Genomic DNA, 21,893 nt, shown 5'->3' on the forward strand with positions numbered 1-21,893 from the left:
AGGAGACAGGCTCAATGGACATGTTCGATAAAATCAGGGAGCATGAGCAGGTTGTATTTTGCAATGACGAGGCCACAGGACTGAAGGCGATCATTGCGATTCACAGCACAAGGTTAGGACCTGCTTTAGGAGGGTGCCGCATGTACCCTTATGAATCAGTTGACGATGCACTTGAAGATGTTCTCCGCCTGTCAAAAGGGATGACTTATAAGTGCGCTGCGGCTGATGTTGATTTTGGCGGCGGGAAAGCAGTCATTATCGGTGATCCGAAAAAAGACAAGAGTCCTGAGCTATTCCGCGCGTTTGGGCAGTTTGTCGAATCGATTCAGGGACGTTTCTATACTGGAACAGACATGGGCACCGATCCTGAGGATTTTGTCCATGCATTAAAGGAAACAAACTGTATCGTAGGCGTTGATGAAGTGTATGGCGGGAGCGGCGATTCATCCGTCCCGACTTCGCAGGGTGTCATTTATGGCCTACAGGCGACGAGTAATGCGCTATGGGGAACAGATGACCTTTCCGGAAAATCCTATTCCATCCAGGGACTTGGCAAGGTTGGTTTTAAGGTTGCTGAATACCTGCTCGAAAACGGCGCGGACCTGTATGTAACTGATATCAATCGGGTGGCCATCGATCAGATTGTCGAAAAGGCACGGTCACTTGGTGCGTCTGTCAAGGTCGTCAATAGCGAAGAAATTTATTTGCAGCCAGCTGACATTTTCATTCCTTGCGCCATGGGCGGAATCATCAATGATGCCACGATTCAGCAGCTGAAGGTAAAAGCGGTCGTCGGTTCCGCGAATAACCAATTGAAGGAAACCAGGCATGGAAAGATGCTGCAGGAAAAAGGAATTCTTTATGCACCTGACTATATCGTCAACGCAGGCGGATTGATCCAGGTGGCGGATGAGTTGTATACACCAAATAAAGAACGTGTCCTAAGAAAAACAAAAGCCATCTACAATTCATTGCTTAATGTATACAACCAAGCCCGGCTTGACGGAACTACTACAGTGGAGGCCGCGAACAGATTCTGTGAAAACAGGATTGAGGCGAGGACGAAACGCAACAGCTTTTTCTCGCATATGAAACGTCCTAAGTGGGCAGTTAGAATGTAAGCTTCATAAAAAACTAGATTTGTAAAAGGGTGAGCTGATGGAAAAGCAGTTTCCGATTTTTCAAGTAATCGACCAGAATGGAAACCTTGTCTCCGGAGAGAATAAAGACTTTGTTACCGAGGAGAGGGTAAAGCAATTCTTTTCGGAAATGGTCAGGATCCGCCTGTTTGACAGGAAGGCAATCAGCCTTCAGCGGCAGGGAAGGATTGGGACTTATGCTCCGTTTGAGGGCCAGGAGGCTTCCCAGGTTGGAAGCGCACTTGCTCTTGAAAAGGATGATTGGATGTTCCCCACCTACCGTGACCACGGTGCTGCAATGGTATTCGGGCATTCATTAAGGAATATCCTCTTGTTCTGGAATGGGCGGAACGAGGGATGTGTACCGCCTGGTGGAAAGAAAATATTCCCCCCTGCCATCCCGATCGCGACGCAAATTCCTCATGCGGCTGGTGCAGCGCTTGCCGAAAAGATGAAAGGCACGAGTAACGCAGCAATCTGTTATTTTGGGGATGGCGCCACTTCGGAAGGTGATTTTCATGAAGGGTTAAATTTTGCAAGCGTCTTTAAATCACCGGTCATTTATTTCAACCAGAATAATCAATACGCGATTTCTGTTCCGATCAGCAGGCAGATGAATTCCGCGACCATCGCCCAGAAGGCTCTTGCCTATGATATGCCGGGAATCCGGATTGATGGGAATGATGTATTTGCTGTCTATATTGAAACAAAAAAGGCGCTGGAACGTGCCCGCAATGGTGAAGGGCCGACCTTGATCGAGGCAGTGACCTGGAGGTATGGCGCCCACACGACGGCGGACGATCCGACGAAATACCGTGATCAGGGCGAGAGCGCACTGAAAAGAAATGAAACGGATCCGCTGCTCAGGCTTGAACGCTGGTTGAAAAATGAAGGTGTATACGAAGAGGATTGGGTGAAGGGAATCGAAGAGGCAGCTGCTGCAGAAATAGACGGAGCTGTCAGCGAAATGGAAGGTTTCCCTGAAGCGGACCCAGCGGTGATTTTCGATTATGTATTTGAAAAACCAACGTGGACGATTGAAAAACAGAAGAAAGAGTACCTTGATCTTATCGGGGGTGAAACTCGATGAAAACAGCACTGCATACAAAAACATTGACGCTTGTCCAGGCAATTACGGAGGGTCTGGATACAATGCTTGCCGAGAATCAGGATGTCATCCTTCTTGGGGAGGATATCGGCAAGAATGGAGGAGTTTTCCGGGCTACCGATGGTCTCCAGGACAAGTATGGCGAAGATCGTGTTATTGACACTCCCCTCAGTGAAGCAGGATTTGTCGGGGCAGCAATCGGAATGGCTGTGAACAGTTTTCGGCCAGTCGTCGAAATCCAGTTCCTCGGCTTCATTTATCCGGCATACGAGCAGATCATGACACATGCATCCAGGATGCGTATGCGGACGCTTGGCCATTTTACAGTCCCGATGGTCATCAGGGCTCCATATGGAGCGGGAGTAAGAGCGCCAGAAATACATTGTGACAGCACCGAATCTCTTTTTACACATATGCCTGGCATCAAGGTTGTCTGTCCATCAAATGCCTATGACGCAAAAGGCTTGATGATTGCGGCCATAGAAGATCCTGATCCAGTGCTGTTCCTCGAGCCAATGCGAAGCTACAGGTCTTCAAGAGATGAAGTGCCAGAAGGAAAGTACATCGTTGAAATTGGAAAAGGGAAGAAGCTGGCGGAAGGCGAAGATGTCACGGTCATCGCCTGGGGGGCGATGGTCCCTGTCGCCTTGAGAGCGGCTGAAGAGATGAAGCAAAGGGGTGTCAGCTGTGAAGTGCTCGATCTCCGGACTCTATATCCACTTGATAAGGAACTAGTAATCGAGTCTGTCCAGAAAACCGGAAGAACCGTCATTGTACATGAAGCACATGCCACCGGAGGCACGGGCAGCGACCTGATTTCATTGATCAATGATGAAGCATTCCTTTACCAGAAGGCACCTGCCGAACGGGTGACAGGCTATGATGCACCGGTCCCTTACTTCGGTTTCGAGGACCATTATTTGCCAACACCGAAGAGAGTCGCAGCTGCAATCGAGAAAGTGATGAAGTTTTAGGAGGCGAACCATGGTTGAAGTAAAGCTTCACGATATCGGGGAAGGAATGACCGAAGCGGACATCAATTGTTATTTAGTCAAAGCAGGAGATAAGGTCAAAGCAGATGATCCTCTGGTAGAAGTACAAACAGATAAAATGACAGCTGAAATTCCCGCCCCCAGATCAGGTGTGATAAAAGAAATCCTGTTGAGTCCTGGCGAAACTGTCAAGGTCGGGACAACGCTGCTGATCATGGAGGACGAATCAGCAGGCCAGGAAACGGTCCAAAAGAAGACCGCTGCACAGGATACAGTAATGGGAGTGAATTTATTAAACCGGCCGATTGAGGGGATGAGGCCTGAGGCTGGAGCAGGGCGTCCATCCAGGATCCTGGCTTCCCCTTTCACGAGAAAAATTGCCCGGGAAAACAATGTCAATCTAGCAGAAATAGCGGGGTCTGGACCGGCAGGGCGGATTACCGATGAAGATGTATTGAACTATGTAAAGGTGAGGGATTCAGGATCTGAAAGATCAGGAGAAAGCGAAGGCGGTTCTTCTGGGATTCTTGTAAAGAAGGGGGCAGAACGTTCAGAAGGTGTTATTGAGAAGGAAGTTCCGAAGGATCCGGAAGCCGGTTCCGAACCACAGGGTGCGAAACACTCGCAGGGTGGTTCCGAAAACATTCAGAGCGAGGATGCGAAAGGCTCGGAAGGTACTTCAAGCGGCTTGCTTCCGTTCAGAGGACGTCGCAGGCAGATCGCCAAAAAAATGGTCCAATCTGTATACACTATTCCGCATTGCACGCATTTTGAGGAGATCGATGTGACGGAACTGATCAAATTCAGGGAAGAACTCAAGGGTGTAGGGTACTCGGTGTCGGCGACGGCCTTTTTCATCAAAGCATTGTCGATCTGCTTGATGGAGTTCCCTGTGTTCAACGCGAAGCTGGATGAAGAAAAGGAAAGCATCCAGCTCCTTAGGGAACACCATATCGGGATCGCTGTCGATACCCCTGATGGTCTGATTGTACCTGTAATCAGGAACGTAAATCAGAAAAAACTTAAGCAAATTCATCAGGAAATGAAAGAGCTGACGCAGCGGGCACTTGATGACAAGCTGACCATTAAGAATATTTCGGGCGGCACCTTCACCATCAGCAATGTCGGGCCGCTTGGAGGGAGCATCGGCGCGACCCCGATTATCCAGCACCCTCAGACTGCGCTTGTTTCTTTCCATAAAACAAAGAAGCGGCCGGTTGTTAATGAGCAGGATGAGATTGTCATCCGTTCGATCATGAACCTGTCCATGTCCTTCGATCACCGGGTGGCAGATGGCGCGACGGCTGTCGCATTCACCAGCCGGTTTGCCAGGCTGATCGAGAATCCAAAAATGATGCTGCTGGAGTTGATATAGATGGTTGTCGGCGAACTTGCACACGAAAGAGATTTAGTCATCATCGGCGGAGGGCCAGGCGGTTACCATGCAGCCATTAGAGCGGCACAGCTTGGGAAAAACGTGACACTGATCGAAAAGGACCAGCTTGGAGGCGTCTGCTTGAATAAGGGCTGCATTCCTTCGAAGGTACTCGCTCACGGAGCAGAAAGGCTGGCTGCTGCCAGGCAGGACGAAAACCTTGGAATCCATGCAGCCAGCCTGGATTTTGAGATAGGACAACTGCTAAATTACAAAAATCAGGTAGTCAAGCAGCTGCGTGACGGTGTCGAAGGATTATGCAAGGCAAATAAGGTTGAACTCATCAAAGGAAATGCCTTTTTCCTTTCTGAAGATAAAATTGGCGTTGAAAGCGAGGACCATTATGAGGTCTATCGTTTTAGTGAGGCAATTATCGCAACAGGTGGTATGCCGGTAAAATTGTCGGGGCTGCCCGACGGGAATCGGCATGTCCTTGATATTTGGTCAATTTCCGATTTGGCTGAAATTCCTGAGCATTTGATAATTTTTGGCGATGACTATATCGCATTGGAAATAGCGATGGCTTTCCAGTCATTCGGATCGGAAGTGACGCTCGTCCTGAAAGAGGAAGACTTTCAGTTTGATGCATCGATCAATCGGGAATTGAACAGGATTCTGAAAAAATCAGGCATTTCGGTTGTAAAAGCGCAGACTTTGAAGAAAGTTCTGTCTGGAGGGAATGTTACTGTGGACCTGTCGGGACCAAAGGGGATGAAAACGGTTCAAGGCTCGCACTTTTTCTATTCCATGGGCGTACAGCCTAAGCTTGAAAATCTTGGCGTCAATCGGCTAGGCATCAAACTGACGGAGAAGGGCTTTATTAGCATTGACCATACAGGCAGGACATCGATTGCCAATATCTTTGCGATCGGAGATGTGACGGAAGGGCCCCAGCTTGCCATCAAAGCGATCAAGCAGGGAAAAACAGCAGCAGAGACAATTTGCGGACGGAAAAGTGAAAATGACTTTACGTTTATCCCGCATGTCGCAAGAACCCGCCCGCCGATCGCGTACGCTGGCCTGACTGAAAAACAGGCGGCCGAGCAAGGATATGCAGTAGGAGTTGGAGAATTTTCTTTAGCGGCAAATGGGTTTGCCTCTATCCTCGGAAAAAAGGAAGGCCTAGCAAAGATTGTGTTCGACAAAGAAAGTGATTTGCTGCTGGGCGTCCATTTAATCGGCAATGGCGCGGTCGAATTGATTTCACAAGGGATTCAGGCGCTTGAAATGGCAGCCCGCGAAGAAGATATTAAATTCCCATCTTATCCCCACCCGAGCATGAACGAAGCCCTTTTGGAAGCAGCTGAAGCCTTCAAAGGAGAAGCTATCCACAGTATCCCGAAGAAGCAGAAGGTGAAGGTATGAGTTCGGGCAATCCGGAAAAACGGAACGGACTTGAAAAAAATGTTGCTTCTGGTGGGACTGATACTAAAATCATCTGGTAGAGTACAAAACCTGATGGGGATCAAAATGTTTTAATGAATTCCATTTTTTTCGCTTGAATAGCCGTAACTGCCTTTGCCTTGTTTTTCTGAAAGGAACGGCCATGTCCTATGCTTTCCAAAAAGCGCTGTTATGGCGAAAAAGGAAGGTCTTCACCACATAAAAGCATTATAGCTTTAACTCGAACTCTTGAGATGGTGGGAACTTATAGCCTAAAATAATTTTTAATATTTCAAATATTTAAACAGGAGGGAATCGAATGCAAGAAAATGTTATGGTATCGAATCAATCACAGGAGGATTTTTTTCCGGTAAGAGACGTTGATTACTTGGAGCTATACGTTGGGAATGCGAAGCAAGCCGCCCACTTTTTCCAGACAGCCTATGGATTCAAGGTCGTTGCTTACTCCGGCCTCGAAACTGGCAACCGTGAAACGGTCTCCTATGTACTGCAGCAAAGGAAAATCCGCCTGGTCGTGACGGGTTCTTATACAGATTCAAGCCGGGTTGCCGAGTTCGTCAAATCGCATGGGGACGGAGTGAAGGATATCGCCCTAGCAGTTGATGATGTGGAAGAAGCGTACGAAGCAGCCGTCAGCCGCGGCGCCATTGGGATCCTGCCGCCTTTTAAGCTTTCCGATGAGAATGGTCCATTGAAAAAAGCGGTCATCGGTACATACGGTGATACGATCCATACACTTGTTGAGAGGAAAGATTATAAAGGCGTATTCATGCCAGGTTTTACAGAGCACCAAACCTCTATCCCAGTAAGAGATGCTGGTTTCATCGGCATCGATCATGTCGTCGGCAATGTGGAGAGGATGGAGGAATGGGTGAATTACTATGCGAATGTCATGGGCTTCAAGGAAATGAAGCACTTCTCCGATAAGGACATCACGACAGAGTATTCAGCGCTGATGTCTAAGGTCATGCACAATGGCGGACGCATCAAGTTCCCAATCAACGAGCCAGCCGAAGGAAAACGCAAGTCGCAAATCCAGGAATATCTTGAATTTTATAATGGACCTGGCGTCCAGCACCTTGCCATCCTGACTGAAGACATTGTCAGTACAGTAGAAACGCTGCGCAGTAACGGCGTTGAGTTCCTGAGCACACCGGATTCTTACTATGACATGCTTTCGGAACGCGTTGGCGAGATTGACGAGGAAATCGATAGGCTTCGGGAGCTTAGCATTTTAGTAGACCGGGATGATGAAGGCTATCTGTTGCAGATTTTCACAAAGCCAATCGTCGACCGCCCGACCTTATTCATTGAAGTCATCCAGCGCAAAGGTGCGAGAGGATTTGGGGAAGGAAATTTCAAGGCGTTGTTCGAATCAATTGAACGCGAGCAGGAAAAGCGCGGCAACCTTTAGAGCCGGACAAAAGGGGGCGTAACGCTCCCTTTTCCTCTCTTCCTTAGAATCAAACAGTTTTAGGGAAAGATTAGCTCTAAAGTTATTAGGAGGATTCAGATGACAATCAAAGCAAGAACGGAACTTGAAGGAATCACGCCGTATTCTCTCGGCCAGACGATTGAAGAAATCAAGGAACAATATGGGATTCAGACAGTCAGGAAGCTGTCGGATAATGAGAATGTGTATGGTACTTCTTCAAAGGTCAGGGAAGCGATCAGGATAGCGGCAGCGAACCTGAATTTCTATCCCGATGGATTGACGGCCAACCTTGTAGAAAAATTGGCTGTTCACTACGGAATGGAGAAAAAGCATTTTATCGTCTCGAATGGCTCGGAGGAGCTCATCCGTCTCCTCGCAAGAGCGTATATTGATAAAAATGATGAAGCTGTCATGGCTGAGGTAACTTTTCCTCGTTATAAAACGAATGTCCTGATCGAGGGCGGCAAGGTTGTTGCTGTGCCGCTGGCAGATGGAAGGCACGATCTGGAGAAGATGCTCGATGCCATTAACACAAAAACGAAGATGGTGTTTGTCTGCAATCCCAATAACCCTACTGGGACGATTGTCGGGAGGCAGGACTTGCGTTCATTCATCGACAAGGTGCCAAAGAATGTGCTCATCATCATGGATGAAGCGTATTTTGAATATGCGGATTCTGATGAATACCTGGATACGATGCCGCTACTGAGCCAGTATGGAAACCTGGTCATCCTTCGTACGTTTTCGAAAATATACGGACTGGCAAGCCTTCGTGTGGGCTATGGCATCATGCGGGAGGAAATCGCAAGGGAACTCCATAAAGTAAGGGATGTTTTCAATGTCAACCAGTTGGCTCAAGCAGCCGCAGCAGCAGCCCTTGACGATCAGGCATTCATCCGCGATTGTGCAGCAAAAAACAGTGCCGAAAGACAGTTTTTGATGGAAGGGCTAAAGGATCTGGGAATCGGCAGCTTTCCTTCCGAAACCAATTTTTTGTATGCGTATACAGACAGACCAGTGGTCAAGGCTTTGACTGAAAATGGCGTCCTTGTACGCGAAATGCATTACTCGGGCTGGAAGGAAGCTTTCAGGATTACGCTTGGAACAAGGAAGGACCATGAATTCATTTTACGAATCATCAGCCGGATTTTCCATGAAAGGGCGGTGTAAGCCTTGGAAATCAAACCAGAAACACTGCAATGGAAGGACGCCTATAAACTGATGGTCGGTTCGATCCTTCCGAGGCCAATTGCGTTTGTGTCCAGCCAGGATGAAAACGGGGATGACAATCTGGCCCCATTCAGCTTTTTTACCGCTATCAGCGCCGACCCGATGATGGTCTGCTTCTCCCCGATGCGAAGAGGAACAGACGGTGCGAAGAAGGATACGCTGAAGAACATCGAAGCGACGAAGGAGTTCGTCATCAATATTGTCGGTGAGGATATCGTCCAGCAAATGAACGATTGTGCTACCGAGTTTACTCCAGACATCGATGAGTTCGCGGCATCAGGACTGTCCAAGGAAAAAAGCGCCGCGGTCAAGCCGCCGAGGGTGAAAGAATCGAAGGTCCATCTTGAATGTGTTCTTGACAGGGTAGTTGATTATGGCGACCATGCGGGGGCTGGCAGCCTGGTTATCGGCAAAGTGGTCCATGTCCATGTCCATGACGAACTTTATGGGAATGGCCGGATCGATACGGAAAAATTGAATCCAGTCGGAAGAATGGCTGGAGCGACCTACACCCTTCCTATGGCAAATACGTTTGAACTGCAAAGGAAATAGGTGATAGCATGAAATTCATTACATTCATGAAAAAAGATGGGTCGGTAAGCGCCGGCTGGCTCAATTCGATAGGAATGGCGGTCGACATGCATGAAGCATCGAACGGAAAGCTACCGGACAATATGCTTCAATTTATAGAAAACCATGAAGAGTATATGGAATTCATTGAGGAACATAGAGGGTTGATCGAAACAGGGAATGGCTGCTATCCACTTGAAGAGATCAAGCTGAGGGCGCCGCTGCCGAATCCGAAAAGCGTCCGCGATTTTTATGCGTTCGAGCAGCATGTCAAAACGGCACGTGAAAACCGGGGTCTTGAAATGATTCCAGAGTGGTACGAAATCGCGGTTTTCTATTTTACCAACCACCTGGCAATCAAGGGACCGGAGGAAGAAATAGAAAGGCCATATGCGTGTGAATGGCTTGACTATGAGCTTGAAATTGCCTGCGTCATTGGCAAGGAAGGCAGGAACATCAAGGCTGCAGAAGCGGACAGCTACATCTTTGGCTATTTTATAATGAATGACTGGAGCGCCCGTGACCTGCAGCGCAAGGAAATGAAAGTGGGTCTGGGACCAGCGAAAGGAAAGGACTTTGCCACATCGTTCGGCCCTTACTTGCTCACGAAGGATGAGCTGGAATCCCACAGGTCAGGCAAGGGATATGACCTTGAAATGACGGCAAGGGTGAATGGCGTTGAACTATCCCGTGGCAATATGCGTGATTTGTACTATTCGATCGGCGAAATGATCGAACGTGCATCCGCAGGAACAACATTGTACCCTGGTGAAGTCATCGGCTCTGGCACAGTGGGAACAGGCTGCATCCTTGAGCTTGGAACCGATGTGCACCGCTGGCTTGAACCTGGTGACGAAGTCGAACTCGAAATAACGAAGCTTGGTATCCTGAAAAATAAAATCATTGATGCATAGGAAGAAGGTGTGAAGATGTATTACCGACAGCTCGGGAACATACCGAAAAAGCGGCACACGGCATTCCGGAAGGAGGATGGTTCGTTATACAGGGAACAGGTAATGGGGACAAAGGGCTTTTCAGGTACCCAGTCGATCCTGTACCACCATCATATGCCGACAGAAGTTGTCAAGAGCGAATTGATCGGCAGCTATCTGCCTGAGTACGAGGAGCAAGCATCCCTTAACCACCGGCATTTTCTGACTGAACGGATCGAAAAAACGGGTGACGGCCTGAATGGAAGGGAGTATATTCTCGGAAACGATGACCTTTTGATTGGCTTTGCCAGCATTTCTGAACCGATGAAATCATTTTACAGGAACGGCGATGGCGATGAAATGCTGTTCATCCATCACGGTTCCGGAAAGGTTGAAACGATGTTCGGATCGCTGGCCTACCGCCCAGGCGACTATGTCATCATCCCGATCGGCACGATTTACCGGCTGGTTCCAGACACATCTGAACCGACAAAGGCGCTTGTCGTTGAATCGTTCAGCCAGATTACGACTCCAAGAAGATACCGTAATGAATACGGCCAGCTGTTGGAACACAGCCCGTTTTGTGAACGGGATATCCGCGGGCCTGAAAAGCTGGAAACATATGCAGACAAGGGCGAGTATGAAGTGATTACGAAAACACGAGGCCATCTGCACAGGCACGTACTGAATCACCACCCTCTCGATGTCGTCGGCTGGGATGGGTATCTGTATCCATGGGCCTTCAACATTGAAGATTTCGAGCCAATCACAGGAAGGATCCACCAGCCTCCCCCGGTGCATCAGACCTTCGAAGGGAATAACTATGTTATCTGTTCATTCGTTCCAAGGCTGTATGACTACCATCCGGATGCGATTCCGGCTCCATACTATCACAGCAACGTCAACAGCGACGAGCTTCTCTATTATGTAGAGGGAAATTTCATGAGCCGGAAAGGGATCAAGGAAGGATCGATTACCCTCCATCCAAGCGGAATTCCTCATGGTCCGCATCCGGGCAAGACGGAAGCAAGCATCGGCAAAAAAGAGACGCTTGAGCTGGCGGTCATGATCGATACCTTCAGGCCGCTGAAAATAGTCAAGAAGGCGAAAGAGATTGAAGATGAAAGATACATGTATACATGGATCGAAAAATGACCAGACTGGCACACCTTGAAATTTGGTGTGCCTTTTCGCATTGTGTTGCAAATTCTCCGGAAGAAAGGGAACACTATCAAAATCGAACACATATAGGAGGACTTGAAGGTGACTTTATCCATATTTGCATTAGGCGGCATAAATGAAATCGGCAAGAATATGTATGTTGTCGAAGATGAAGATGATTTGATCGTCATTGACTGTGGCGGGAAGTTCCCTGATGAAAGCCTGCTTGGGATTGACTTGATCATCCCGGAATTGACTTATCTTGAGGAGAACAGGGATAAGATAAAGGCCTTGATCGTTACCCATGGACACGAGGACCATATTGGAGGAATCCCTTATTTTTTCAAAAAATTGAAAGTCCCGGTCTACGCTACGAATTTCACTCTTGGTTTGATCGAATTGAAGCTGGCTGAACACAAGCTTTTGCGTGAAGCTAAATTAATGAAGATTGATTCTGGATCGACTCTGGAATTCGGAAAAATAAAGGTATCGTTCTTTAAGGTGAATCACAGCATTCCGGATTGTCTCGGAATTGTTTTCGATACGCCTGAAGGGAAGATCGTCCACACCGGAGATTTCAAATTCGATCTCACTCCTGCAAGCGGCGATCATTCAGAGATTCATAAAATGGCGGAAATCGGACAGCAGGGTGTGCTTGTATTGTTGTCAGAAAGTACGAATGCAGAACGGACAGGCCTGACCCCATCAGAGCGGATCGTATCCACCCATATGGAGGAGGCTTTCCTGAAAGCAGATGGAAAGATCTTTGTATCGACGTTCGCATCCAATGTCACACGCATCCAGCAGGTAGTCGAGGCAGCGATCCTCACTGGAAGGAAACTCGCGTTACTTGGCCGGAGCATGGTGAATGTTGTCCAGGTCGCGATTGAACGAGGGTATCTGAAGGTGCCGGAAGGAATGCTGATTGAAGCGCATGCTGTGCAACAGTTAGACCCCGAAAAAGTAGCCATTCTTTGTACAGGGAGCCAGGGAGAACCGATGGCAGCGTTAGCGCGTCTCTCGACAGGAAACTTCCGTGATGTTTCCATTTCTCACGGCGACACCGTCATCCTGGCCGCTTCCCCGATTCCCGGGAATGAAAAAGATGTTTCGCGTATCATTGACAATCTGTACAAGCTTGGTGCCAATGTTATATATGGCTCTGGCAGCACAACCGGGATGCATGTTTCGGGGCATGGGTACCAGGAGGACTTGAAGCTTATGCTTACGTTGATGAAACCGAACTATTTTATTCCGATACATGGAGAGTACCGGATGCTGCATCATCATCGTCTGCTTGCAGAATCAGTCGGCGTTGAAAAGGGGCATACCTTCATTATTCAAAATGGGGATGTTGTTGATATCGAAAATTCGATGGCCCGCCAGACGAGGAGCATTCCAGCCGGCGATACGTATGTAGACGGAATCAGTGTCGGCGATGTCGGCGAAGTTGTTTTACGGGACAGGAAACAGCTTTCAGAGGATGGCATGATCGTCATTGTCCTGACATTAAGCAAAGCGGAACGAAAGATCCTCTCAGGACCCGATACAATCACAAGAGGGTTTGTATTTGTCAAAAATTCAGATGAGCTGTTGAAGGAAATCAACTCCATCGTCACAAAAACCGTATCCGACCTTCAGGAAGACGGGGTCTATAAATGGAATGTCATAAAACAGGGAGTTAAGAAAGCAGTCGGTCAGCAACTATACGCCAAGATAAGGCGGAAACCAATGATCTTGCCAATCATCATTGAACTCTGATGAAGGGAGGACAAAGTGCATGGGTCATCGAGATCCATGCACTTTGTTCTGCATGAATCCTAGCTAAGATAGTGTCTAATGGGAGATTCGGAAAAGGCGATGAGGGCACGGAAGGTCAGACTGCGACTGTGATGACGACTTTCATTATAGAAAAGGCAATGTAAGCATGAGTATTTTTGGCAAAATTTGGGGAAACGGGAGAATCCGGCACATAATTAGGAGAATATGATGGCTGATTCGGAGATTCCGGGCATCATCTGGGAGAATATCGAGGTTGAACGGGAGAATAGGCCATTTGATTGGGAGATTATGAAGGTGGCTCGGACGGATTCGAGTATTATTAGGAAGAGTACGAGGATCAATCGGCCCTATAAATGAAAAGAATGCTTCCCTTGCGTACCCTGTTTCCCAGTTGCAGCGGAAAAGTAAAAGATTATCCGGTTTTTTCAGTGTTTTTTTAAAAAGTAAAAGTGAATCCGTCGTTTATCGGAATTTGGCAATGATTTACATATCACCCTCCTGAGTAGCTGAAATGACAGACTGTTAAAGTTGCCAATAAGCATTAAAAGGAGAAATTTGTATTTTGTGGAGAAAAAAATATTGAATATAACACTAAATGGTGTTATGATGCAAAACGACACTAAAAGGTGTTATTATATCTTGGAGGTCATTCAATGAATACAATGCCTGAAATCCGAAAAAAGATTGTACTAAATGCTCCTATTGAAAAAGTCTGGAAGGCCGTTTCTACGTCCGAAGGGATTGCTGCATGGTGGATGCCGAATACATTTACACCCGAAGTCGGCCATGAATTTTTGCTGCATACAGGACAGTTTGGTGATTCACCTTGTAAAGTGACCGAAATAGACCCTCCAAATCGGGTTGGATTCGATTGGGGCAAAGATTGGCATCTTGAATTTGAATTGAAGCAATTAGGGGAAAAAACAGAATTCACGCTGATCCATTCAGGATGGGATCCTGAAAAAACAACTGAATTCGGCCAGCCTCACTCAATTGTCCAGGGAATCATGGACAGCGGCTGGGATAAGATTGTAAACGAAAAATTGCCATCCTACCTAGAGGTTTAATATGGGCGCAGCAGAAGCAAAATATGATGTTTTCCAGGCTGTAGCCGAACCTACACGAAGGAAGATCTTAAAATTGCTTTCAAAAGAGGAAATGCCAATTGCTGCCATTACGGATAACTTTCCAATCACGCGGAATGCCATCAATAAACACTTGTTTGTACTGTCGGAAGCGGGCCTGGTATCGAGCAGGAAGGCAGGCAGGGAAACACGCTATCGCCTGGAGCCAGAACCATTGAAGGAATTGCAGGAGTGGCTGTCCTTCTTTGAAGTTTACTGGGATAATAAGCTGCAAAATCTCAAGGATTACCTGGAATCTGATGGAGGGAAATAATCATTCGCCTAGAAAAGTACGATATGATGGGGAAGCACGGTATTTGACCGTGCTTCTTATTGTTCAGGCTTAACAAAACAAGGTGGAAAGGCTACACTAATACTAAATTGATCGCGGACCAGGAAGGAGCAGCCCATGGAGATCGAACTGAATCATAAGAAAATCAAAGAGTTATGCGGGCCTGTTTCCTACAAGAAAGGTCAAGCTTTTTGCCATGGCGGAAAAGTCAGGCATGTGAAAGATAATGAAAATCAAGTGGCAGCGATTGTAACGGGGACAGAGGCATTTGAAGTCATAGTCAAAAAAGAAGCAGATGGGCAATTCAAAACGAAGTGTTCCTGCCCTGTGCTGGCATCCGTTGAATACGAATGCCAGCACGTCGCAGCCGTGCTGCTTTCCATCCTTGATCAGCAACAGGCGATGAATGAAGGAAGCGACAACCCCAGCACCATGACAAATCACTTGCTGACTATCTTCGATAGCAAGCAGCAATGGCCGAGCGGCAGCCAGTTGTATTTCGAGACAAGGAGAGTGCTGCAAACACAGTTTAAGATCAAGCCGTTCGATATCGGTGAAGGCTATAAGCTATTTGGCACTTCTATAAACATAAGTGCAGAAACTGTACTTGATCTATCCGGGTTTTTGTATGATGTCCATGCTGGGCAAAAGAGCATGTTTTCACAGAGATTCCAGTATGACCCCGAGAAGCATTGTTTCGATCACGGCACAAACCTTGTCATAACCAAACTGATTGAAATGGTTGCAGACGGCAAACAGGGGATGAGCGAAGATGGCGCGTGGATCCTGATCCCACCGTCATATTGGGAACAGCTGCTTCCGCTGCTGAAAAATACGCGCGTTATGCTAGAATACAATGGACATTCGATAGACGGCATGGGTGATACAAAGAAGGAGTTGCCTCTGCGATTCACCATTCAAGAAGCTGAGAATGGAAGCGGCTATTTATCGATAGATGGAATGGACCAAATTCTTATCATGAAGCCTTATGGTTCCGTTCTTTCTAACGGAAAACTGATCAAACTTCAAACGGAAGACTGCGACCGATTATTTGAATTGAGAAAGCTTCTTGATGCCTCAAGAACAAATCATATCCTGATTGGAAAAGAGCAGGCAGGCGTTTTTATGGAAAAAGTGATACCGGGCCTGAGAAAGATTGGAGAAGTCAAGGTGGAAGGAGATTTCCGCCAGCGGTTCAAGAGAACACCACTTGTTGCCAGGCTATATCTTGACCGGGTAAAGAATAGGCTGCTCGCTGGACTTGAGTTCCATTATGGAAATATCATGCTCAATCCGCTGGAAAACATGGAGTTCCCCTCTGGCACGATGGTTTTGAGGGATGTGGACAAGGAAGAGATGATCCTCGAATTGATGGAGGAAAGTTCCTTTGCCAGGACGGAAAGCGGTTATTTCCTGCAGAATGATGAATTGGAGTATGAATTTTTATATCATATGGTGCCAAAGCTTGAGAAGTTTGTGCGAATCTATGCCACCACGGCTGTGCGGAATCGGATATTTAAAGCGCCGGCACCGCCTAGAATAAATGTAAAGGTGAAAAAGGAGCGGACCAACTGGCTTGAATTCAAATTTCAAATCGAAGGAATACCTGAACAGCAGATTCGTGAATTGCTTGAAGCGCTTGAGGAAAAGCGGAAATACTTCCGCTTGCGAAGCGGTTCTCTCATGTCCCTTGAGACAAGGGAGTTCGAGGAAATCCAGAGATTCCTGAAGACCGGCCCAATCCAGGCGGAAGATTTGGAAAAAGGGTTGAACGTGCCGCTTGTTCGGGGAATGGGATTCATCGAAGCTTCTGAAGATCAAGGCATCTTCATGCCAGAGGAGTCGTTCCGTCAGTTCCTTGATGAAATAAACAGCCCGGGAAGCTTTGAATATGAGGTTCCGCAGAATCTGGCTAACATTTTAAGAGACTATCAGGTACAGGGCTACCAATGGATGAAGAAGCTTGCCAGCTATGGGTTCGGAGGGGTTCTTGCTGACGATATGGGACTGGGGAAGACCTTGCAAAGCATTGCCTTTATTTCTTCCGAATTACCTGTTATCCGGAAAATGCAGCTGCCAGTGCTTATTGTTTGTCCTTCTTCGTTAACGTATAACTGGCTTGGCGAATTCATGAAATTCACCCCTGAAATCCAGGCAGCAATAGCGGATGGCCAGAAGAGCGAAAGGAAAGGGATATTGGATGGAGCAAAGAATTTCGATGTCATCATCACTTCCTACACCTTATTGCGGCAGGATATCCAATTATACGAAAAGCTGCCATTCCATACAGTGTTTTTCGATGAGGCACAAGCATTCAAGAATCCGCTGACTCAGACTGCGAAGGCTGTCATCAAGCTTCAGGCTAAGAACAGGTTCGCACTTACCGGGACGCCGATCGAGAACGCAATCGAGGAATTATGGTCAATCTACCGGGGGGTTTTTCCTGAGTTATTCCAGGGATTGAAGGAATACAGCCAGCTTTCCAGAAAAACTATTTCCAGAAGAATCCGCCCTTTCATGCTGCGGCGTGTGAAGGAAGATGTCCTCGAAGAACTCCCTGGTAAAATGGAGTCTATCCATGTATCCGAACTCCTACCTGAACAAAAAAAACTGTATGCTGCCTATTTAGCTAAACTAAGGCATGAGACATTGAAGCATCTAGATAAAGAAACAATCCGAAAAAACAGGATTAAAATCCTTGCGGGGTTGACAAGATTGAGGCAAATCTGCTGCCACCCGGCTCTGTTTGTCGAAGGATATAAAGGAAGCTCAGCGAAATTTGAACAGCTTCTTAAAATTGTGGATGAATCAAAGCAGACAGGCAGGAGAGTATTGATTTTCTCCCAGTTCACCAAAATGCTGAACCTGATTGGCAGGGAACTGGCGTTTCGGGGAATCCCTTACTTTTATCTTGATGGACAAACTCCGCCAGAAGAAAGAGTCACCGCATGTGCCAGATATAATGCAGGCGAACGGGATTTCTTTTTGATTTCGTTGAAAGCGGGTGGCTCAGGCTTGAATCTGGCAGGAGCCGACACAGTGATTCTCTATGACCTGTGGTGGAATCCGGCCGTAGAGGAGCAGGCGTCAGATCGTGCCCACAGGATGGGACAGAAAAGCACCGTCCAGGTCATCAAGCTTCTCTCAAGCGGTACGATAGAGGAAAAGATGAATGACCTCCAGGAGAAGAAGCGAGGCATGATTGAGGAAATCATTGAAGAACGGAATTCGGCAATTTTGACTGAGGATGATATAAGGGAAATTTTGATGATATGAAAAGGAGTAGATGAATATGGGAAACCAAGGGCTGAAAATTGGCGTTCGGGCGCCTGAATTTACATTGCCGTCAACTAGCGGAAAGCAATTGAGCCTATCGGACTTTGAACAACAGCCAGTGATCATCGTTTTCCTGCGCGGAACATGGTGACCGAACTGCAGGAAACAGCTGGTCCAGCTGAATGAATTCTATGACATGCTGTATGATAAAGGAATCCAGATCATCGCGATTGCGGGACAGAAACTCAAGGGCATACAAATGTACGTGGAAGCTGAAGGAATCAAGATTCCAATACTATCGGATGAATCAAGGGAAGTGATCAAAGCTTATGAGGTGTTTGTTCCGATTAAATGGGACAGCTTCAGGATAGCAGCTCCGAGTACGTATATTCTCGATAACAGACATACGATCGTATACAGCTATATCGGTGAATCCCAATTCGACCGTCCAGCGATTGAGGATATCCTGGAAAAGATCGATTCAGGACTGTAAACCAATCAAATGTTGGAGGACTTACGGGGAGTAGCGGAATCAAATAAAGACGGACAGGAGAGCAGCAGCTGTTCGCCTGTCCGTCTTATAAAGTGTTTTGATCCGTTACCTGGTTTTGCCCAGCTCCTGGCCCATCAGTCCACGGACAGGGACTGAGCCTTCGCGAAGGGATTACTGCCTTTAGCCTGCTCGATTTGTCTCTTGCTCTGTGCCATGTGTGCCGGAGTCCATGCTGCAAGAGGAAGGGGCAGTTTCAGGCACCATCCCTTTTCATAAAAAGCCTTGCAATTTTCTCATTTTACTGATTCATTTTCTAAATAAGCTTTTAGCGTCTGCTGAAGGGTGCCTCTTGTTTCCGCCTTTTCGGAAAAAGAAATGCCAGTTTGGATCATTTTCGTCACAAGCTCAGGACGCATACCGGAAATTACGGCTTTCGATCCCATCATCGAAATGCCCTTCAGGACTTTCTGGAATTGATCGATTACGTTCATTTCCATGGTCGCGATTCCCGAAAGGTCGATGACAAGTGTCTGGATCTTTATTCTTGAGATTTCCATCAGCACTTTCTCTTCAATGATTTGCATCCGATATTCATCAATCATGCCAATCAATGGCAACACCGCCACTGAAGGGCTGACAGGAATGATTGGAACCGACAAATGCTCGACAAGCTTCCTTTGTTGATTCAACAGTTCTTCCCTGTATCTACTGTAACTAATGAAAAAAGTATTCAGAAATTGATCGATCCGGTCATTGATCGTTTTTTCCAGTTCGAAAAAATCCTCACGGTTGTGCTCAACTTTTGACATCTTGTCGTATTGATATAAAAAGCGCCATAAAGTCCTGCGGATCGCTTGAACCCACTCTAATTTGAAGGCTACCGTCAGTGAATGCTCTGCCCAGGCTACACCCTCCTGTTCAGCGAAAGCAATTAGCTCGTCTTCCTGTTGATTTATAACATTAACAACTAATTTCTCTGCGTTTTTTAAAAGGTCTATATTGCCTTTCTGTAAAATCTCGTGGATTTTGGCAGCGACATTCACAGCTTCAGAGAGCAGTTCTTTTTCAAAAAGGTCACGATTGGCGCGAATGAATTCTGTCACCTCTGAGCTGTTATTATAGATCTCTTCCAAATTATGTACACCCCTTTATAAAATCTCGTTGCCTACCTATTCCTGTTAGTATTCACTTCGAGCACAGTGGAATCCTTCAATGAAAGATTATTAATAAAAAATAGAATATGGATAAAGTAAACTTATTATAACATCCCTATAGTAAAATGTGATTCTAGAAGCCCTGGCAAGCTGTGAAGCTTCGAAGCCGGCAACGCGAGAAACTAAAAGGTGGGGCCGCGTTCGCCAGGACAGTCGGGAAGGATGGATGCTGTAATCATTTCCTTTTGTCCGCTTATCCGTCACTGCCTGGATCGACCGTTCCTTCTGGAAGAGTCATAGATCCTTTTTACTTCCCATAAATGCTGTGTTCATCCTTTTCGGCTAGGTATGCCCTCATGAAAAAATCAAAAATCTCCTGTCAAGCTGGGCTAAACTAACGCAACGGGGGACCATCGGCTTTTAAAATGAAGCAGGATTTGGTAAAATGTTCTGAAAATGAAGAAGCAATGAAAACAGCATGGTTAATGTGGCACCATTGATTTTTTTCCGGTTTTCTGCGCATCATTGGTTGGATTCACTTGAAGAAGAGGGGGAAAATAAACTAAAAAGCCGATCAGGCTTGATCGGCTTACATTATTCAGGATGCCTGTGTAATCGGCTCTGTTTGTTTTTCAGGATTGAAGGCACCTTCCCATTTGGCGATAACGATGGCAGCAAGGGAATTTCCAACAACGTTCACAGCTGTCCTGCCCATATCAAGGATTCGGTCGATCCCAGCGATGAAAGCAAGACCTTCAATTGGCAAACCTGCTGTTCCAAGTGTCGCCAAGAGAACGACAAACGAAACGCCGGGCACTCCAGCAATTCCTTTTGAAGTGACCATCAATACAAGCATCAGTGAGACCTGTTCGTAGATTGTCATATCGATACCATACATCTGTGCGATGAAAATGGCAGCAAGTGCCTGATATAGTGTTGAGCCATCAAGGTTAAAAGAATAACCAGTTGGGATGACGAAAGAGGTAATATGTTTAGGTGCGCCTTCTTTCTCCATTTTATCCATCAGTCTTGGCAGTACCGTTTCCGAGCTTGCTGTTGAGAATGCCAGGATCAGTTCATCCTTCAGAGTCGCAATCAATTTGAAAATATTGTAGCCTGCCAGTTTTGCGACCGATCCCAATACAACAAGCACGAAGAAAATCATCGTCCCGTAAACTGTCAGGACAAGCTTGCCGAGCGGGATCAGCGATGCCAGTCCGAATTTGGATACTGTTACACCGATAAGCGCAAATACGCCGAATGGAGCGAATTTCATGATTTGATTGGTTGCATAGAACATGGCATCGGCCGTTCCCTGGAAAAAGGAGATGACAGGCTTTCCTTTTTCGCCAATCGCCGATATCCCGAGACCAAAGACAAGAGAGAAGAAGATGATGGCCAGCATATCACCTTCAGCAATGGCTGAAATCGGGTTTGTTGGTACAATTTCGACTATTGTCTGGACCATTGACTTGGTCTCTTGTTTTTCCGCTGTATCTACATAACTCGCGATATCTGTTTTATCCAGCTCGCTCATATTCACGCCAGTTCCAGGATGGAATATATTCGCGGCAAGGATGCCGACGACAATCGCAATCGTCGTGATGACTTCAAAATAGATGAGTGTTTTTCCGCCGAGCTTTCCAAGCTGCTTAATATCGCCAACTCCGGCAACGGCAACAATGATGCTGGCAATTACAATCGGTACGACAATCATTTTAATCAAACGGAGAAAAATATCTCCAATCGGCTGCAGGTATGAGGCAACGGCCGGGTTGCCATAAAATACTGCGCCAATGATAATCCCAAGCAAAAGCCCGAGAAAAATCTGTCCTGCTAAACTGATTTTTTTCATTACTAATCTCCTCACCTTTCAGTAAAATCCATGCTGTGTAAGCGGGTGTGCTGGCAAGGGAAACATCAGTTTTTTCTCAGCAAAAAAAGACACCGGATGTGTCTTTTCACAGAGATCATGATCATCTGTTCCCATAGGACGCTTACGAGGTTAGCTGACGGGTTAGGACTCGGAAACGCAAAGCCCTTTCAAAAATGAATTCACCCCATGCGGAAAACCGCAGATTGGTTCCCCCGTTCTTTAACAAGATTAAGCGGAAATTATACTAGTAAATATTATATTAATATCTTAAATTTGTAAATGGAAAAACAACAAAAAATACGTTTTTAGGTGTTTTTTTGAAAATAAAGCTATATTGAAATATTTTGAATAAAACAAAAAACATTCCCCTTTTTTAGACAAAGGCTGTGTTAAAGCTGAATGTTGTTTTTTAGAGAGTTGATTGGAACGGAAGGGACTGACTCCTCGAAAATGCTAATGCATTTCCTTCGTGCGTGGGCGAATTCGCCGG

Annotated in this window: 18 protein-coding genes and 1 riboswitch; of the genes, 16 read left to right on the top strand and 2 right to left on the bottom strand. The window is 46.6% G+C overall.

Annotation, left to right across the window (positions count from 1 at the left end; all coding sequences use genetic code 11):
* Positions 1–14 precede the first annotated feature (14 nt).
* The 16 genes from JJQ88_RS01430 to JJQ88_RS01505 all read left to right on the top strand — a co-directional run bounded on the left by JJQ88_RS01430 (position 15) and on the right by JJQ88_RS01505 (position 18,373).
* Positions 15–1,121, top strand: coding sequence for a Leu/Phe/Val dehydrogenase (locus JJQ88_RS01430; protein ID WP_210363975.1), 1,107 nt, complete (start codon positions 15–17; stop codon positions 1,119–1,121).
* A gap of 37 nt (positions 1,122–1,158) precedes the next feature.
* Positions 1,159–2,229, top strand: a complete 1,071-nt coding sequence (pdhA, locus tag JJQ88_RS01435; RefSeq protein WP_210363944.1) for a pyruvate dehydrogenase (acetyl-transferring) E1 component subunit alpha — start codon at positions 1,159–1,161, stop codon at positions 2,227–2,229.
* Complete coding sequence (locus JJQ88_RS01440) at positions 2,226–3,221, top strand: alpha-ketoacid dehydrogenase subunit beta (protein ID WP_210363945.1); 996 nt, start codon at positions 2,226–2,228, stop codon at positions 3,219–3,221. Before pdhA ends, JJQ88_RS01440 begins: the two co-directional genes overlap by 4 nt.
* 10 nt (positions 3,222–3,231) lie before the next feature.
* Entirely contained in the window at positions 3,232–4,614 is a 1,383-nt protein-coding gene (locus JJQ88_RS01445; protein ID WP_210363946.1) for a dihydrolipoamide acetyltransferase family protein, read from the top strand.
* Positions 4,615–6,039, top strand: coding sequence for a dihydrolipoyl dehydrogenase (lpdA, locus tag JJQ88_RS01450; RefSeq protein ID WP_210363947.1), 1,425 nt, complete (start codon positions 4,615–4,617; stop codon positions 6,037–6,039).
* 337 nt (positions 6,040–6,376) lie between these two features.
* Entirely contained in the window at positions 6,377–7,492 is a 1,116-nt protein-coding gene (gene hppD / locus JJQ88_RS01455) for a 4-hydroxyphenylpyruvate dioxygenase (protein WP_210363948.1), read from the top strand.
* Between the two features lie 99 nt (positions 7,493–7,591).
* Positions 7,592–8,683 carry a histidinol-phosphate transaminase gene (gene hisC / locus JJQ88_RS01460; RefSeq protein ID WP_210363949.1) on the top strand — a complete coding sequence of 364 codons (1,092 nt, stop codon included), beginning with the start codon at positions 7,592–7,594 and terminating at the stop codon, positions 8,681–8,683.
* A 3-nt stretch (positions 8,684–8,686) separates the two neighbouring features.
* Positions 8,687–9,295 carry a flavin reductase family protein gene (locus JJQ88_RS01465; protein WP_210363950.1) on the top strand — a complete coding sequence of 203 codons (609 nt, stop codon included), beginning with the start codon at positions 8,687–8,689 and terminating at the stop codon, positions 9,293–9,295.
* Between the two features lie 8 nt (positions 9,296–9,303).
* Positions 9,304–10,227, top strand: a complete 924-nt coding sequence (locus tag JJQ88_RS01470; RefSeq protein WP_210363951.1) for a fumarylacetoacetate hydrolase family protein — start codon at positions 9,304–9,306, stop codon at positions 10,225–10,227.
* Positions 10,228–10,236: 9 nt separating this feature from the next.
* On the top strand, positions 10,237–11,400 hold the full coding sequence (locus JJQ88_RS01475; protein WP_210363952.1) for a homogentisate 1,2-dioxygenase: 1,164 nt from the start codon (positions 10,237–10,239) through the stop codon (positions 11,398–11,400).
* Positions 11,401–11,559: 159 nt separating this feature from the next.
* Positions 11,560–13,167: a ribonuclease J gene (locus tag JJQ88_RS01480; protein WP_246860868.1), complete on the top strand. Its 1,608-nt coding sequence runs from the start codon at positions 11,560–11,562 to the stop codon at positions 13,165–13,167.
* A gap of 228 nt (positions 13,168–13,395) precedes the next feature.
* Complete coding sequence (locus JJQ88_RS01485) at positions 13,396–13,545, top strand: hypothetical protein (RefSeq protein ID WP_210363954.1); 150 nt, start codon at positions 13,396–13,398, stop codon at positions 13,543–13,545.
* Between the two features lie 296 nt (positions 13,546–13,841).
* Positions 13,842–14,255: an SRPBCC family protein gene (locus JJQ88_RS01490; protein WP_246860847.1), complete on the top strand. Its 414-nt coding sequence runs from the start codon at positions 13,842–13,844 to the stop codon at positions 14,253–14,255.
* 1 nt (position 14,256) lies between these two features.
* On the top strand, positions 14,257–14,586 hold the full coding sequence (locus JJQ88_RS01495; protein WP_210363955.1) for an ArsR/SmtB family transcription factor: 330 nt from the start codon (positions 14,257–14,259) through the stop codon (positions 14,584–14,586).
* 135 nt (positions 14,587–14,721) lie between these two features.
* A complete protein-coding gene (locus JJQ88_RS01500; RefSeq protein ID WP_210363956.1) occupies positions 14,722–17,880 on the top strand; it encodes a DEAD/DEAH box helicase in 3,159 nt (1,052 codons plus the stop codon).
* Between the two features lie 16 nt (positions 17,881–17,896).
* Positions 17,897–18,373 (top strand): peroxiredoxin family protein, encoded by a 477-nt coding sequence (locus tag JJQ88_RS01505; protein ID WP_210363957.1) that lies wholly within the window; start codon positions 17,897–17,899, stop codon positions 18,371–18,373.
* A gap of 293 nt (positions 18,374–18,666) precedes the next feature.
* On the opposite strand, the gene JJQ88_RS01510 is transcribed toward JJQ88_RS01505, so the two are convergent.
* Positions 18,667–19,506: an STAS domain-containing protein gene (locus JJQ88_RS01510; RefSeq protein WP_210363958.1), complete on the bottom strand. Its 840-nt coding sequence runs from the start codon at positions 19,504–19,506 to the stop codon at positions 18,667–18,669.
* Positions 19,507–20,125: 619 nt separating this feature from the next.
* Positions 20,126–21,382 (bottom strand): cation:dicarboxylate symporter family transporter, encoded by a 1,257-nt coding sequence (locus tag JJQ88_RS01515; RefSeq protein WP_210363959.1) that lies wholly within the window; start codon positions 21,380–21,382, stop codon positions 20,126–20,128.
* 123 nt (positions 21,383–21,505) lie between these two features.
* Positions 21,506–21,648, bottom strand: a riboswitch (cyclic di-AMP (ydaO/yuaA leader).
* Between the last annotated feature and the right edge of the window lie 245 nt (positions 21,649–21,893).

The organism is Bacillus sp. REN3 (assembly GCF_017912555.1).
GTDB lineage: Bacteria > Bacillota > Bacilli > Bacillales > Cytobacillaceae > Mesobacillus.

What these genes read in the sequence shown, in the direction of transcription:
- hisC (WP_210363949.1), top strand. Translation starts at nt 7,592, where the DNA reads ATGACAATCAAAGCAAGAACGGAACTTGAAGGAATCACGCCGTATTCT.
- pdhA (WP_210363944.1), top strand. Translation starts at nt 1,159, where the DNA reads ATGGAAAAGCAGTTTCCGATTTTTCAAGTAATCGACCAGAATGGAAAC.
- JJQ88_RS01445 (WP_210363946.1), top strand. Translation starts at nt 3,232, where the DNA reads ATGGTTGAAGTAAAGCTTCACGATATCGGGGAAGGAATGACCGAAGCG.
- JJQ88_RS01440 (WP_210363945.1), top strand. Translation starts at nt 2,226, where the DNA reads ATGAAAACAGCACTGCATACAAAAACATTGACGCTTGTCCAGGCAATT.
- lpdA (WP_210363947.1), top strand. Translation starts at nt 4,615, where the DNA reads ATGGTTGTCGGCGAACTTGCACACGAAAGAGATTTAGTCATCATCGGC.
- JJQ88_RS01515 (WP_210363959.1), bottom strand. Translation starts at nt 21,382, where the DNA reads ATGAAAAAAATCAGTTTAGCAGGACAGATTTTTCTCGGGCTTTTGCTT.
- hppD (WP_210363948.1), top strand. Translation starts at nt 6,377, where the DNA reads ATGCAAGAAAATGTTATGGTATCGAATCAATCACAGGAGGATTTTTTT.
- JJQ88_RS01500 (WP_210363956.1), top strand. Translation starts at nt 14,722, where the DNA reads ATGGAGATCGAACTGAATCATAAGAAAATCAAAGAGTTATGCGGGCCT.
- JJQ88_RS01480 (WP_246860868.1), top strand. Translation starts at nt 11,560, where the DNA reads ATGTATGTTGTCGAAGATGAAGATGATTTGATCGTCATTGACTGTGGC.
- JJQ88_RS01470 (WP_210363951.1), top strand. Translation starts at nt 9,304, where the DNA reads ATGAAATTCATTACATTCATGAAAAAAGATGGGTCGGTAAGCGCCGGC.
- JJQ88_RS01485 (WP_210363954.1), top strand. Translation starts at nt 13,396, where the DNA reads ATGGCTGATTCGGAGATTCCGGGCATCATCTGGGAGAATATCGAGGTT.
- JJQ88_RS01495 (WP_210363955.1), top strand. Translation starts at nt 14,257, where the DNA reads ATGGGCGCAGCAGAAGCAAAATATGATGTTTTCCAGGCTGTAGCCGAA.
- JJQ88_RS01490 (WP_246860847.1), top strand. Translation starts at nt 13,842, where the DNA reads ATGAATACAATGCCTGAAATCCGAAAAAAGATTGTACTAAATGCTCCT.
- JJQ88_RS01430 (WP_210363975.1), top strand. Translation starts at nt 15, where the DNA reads ATGGACATGTTCGATAAAATCAGGGAGCATGAGCAGGTTGTATTTTGC.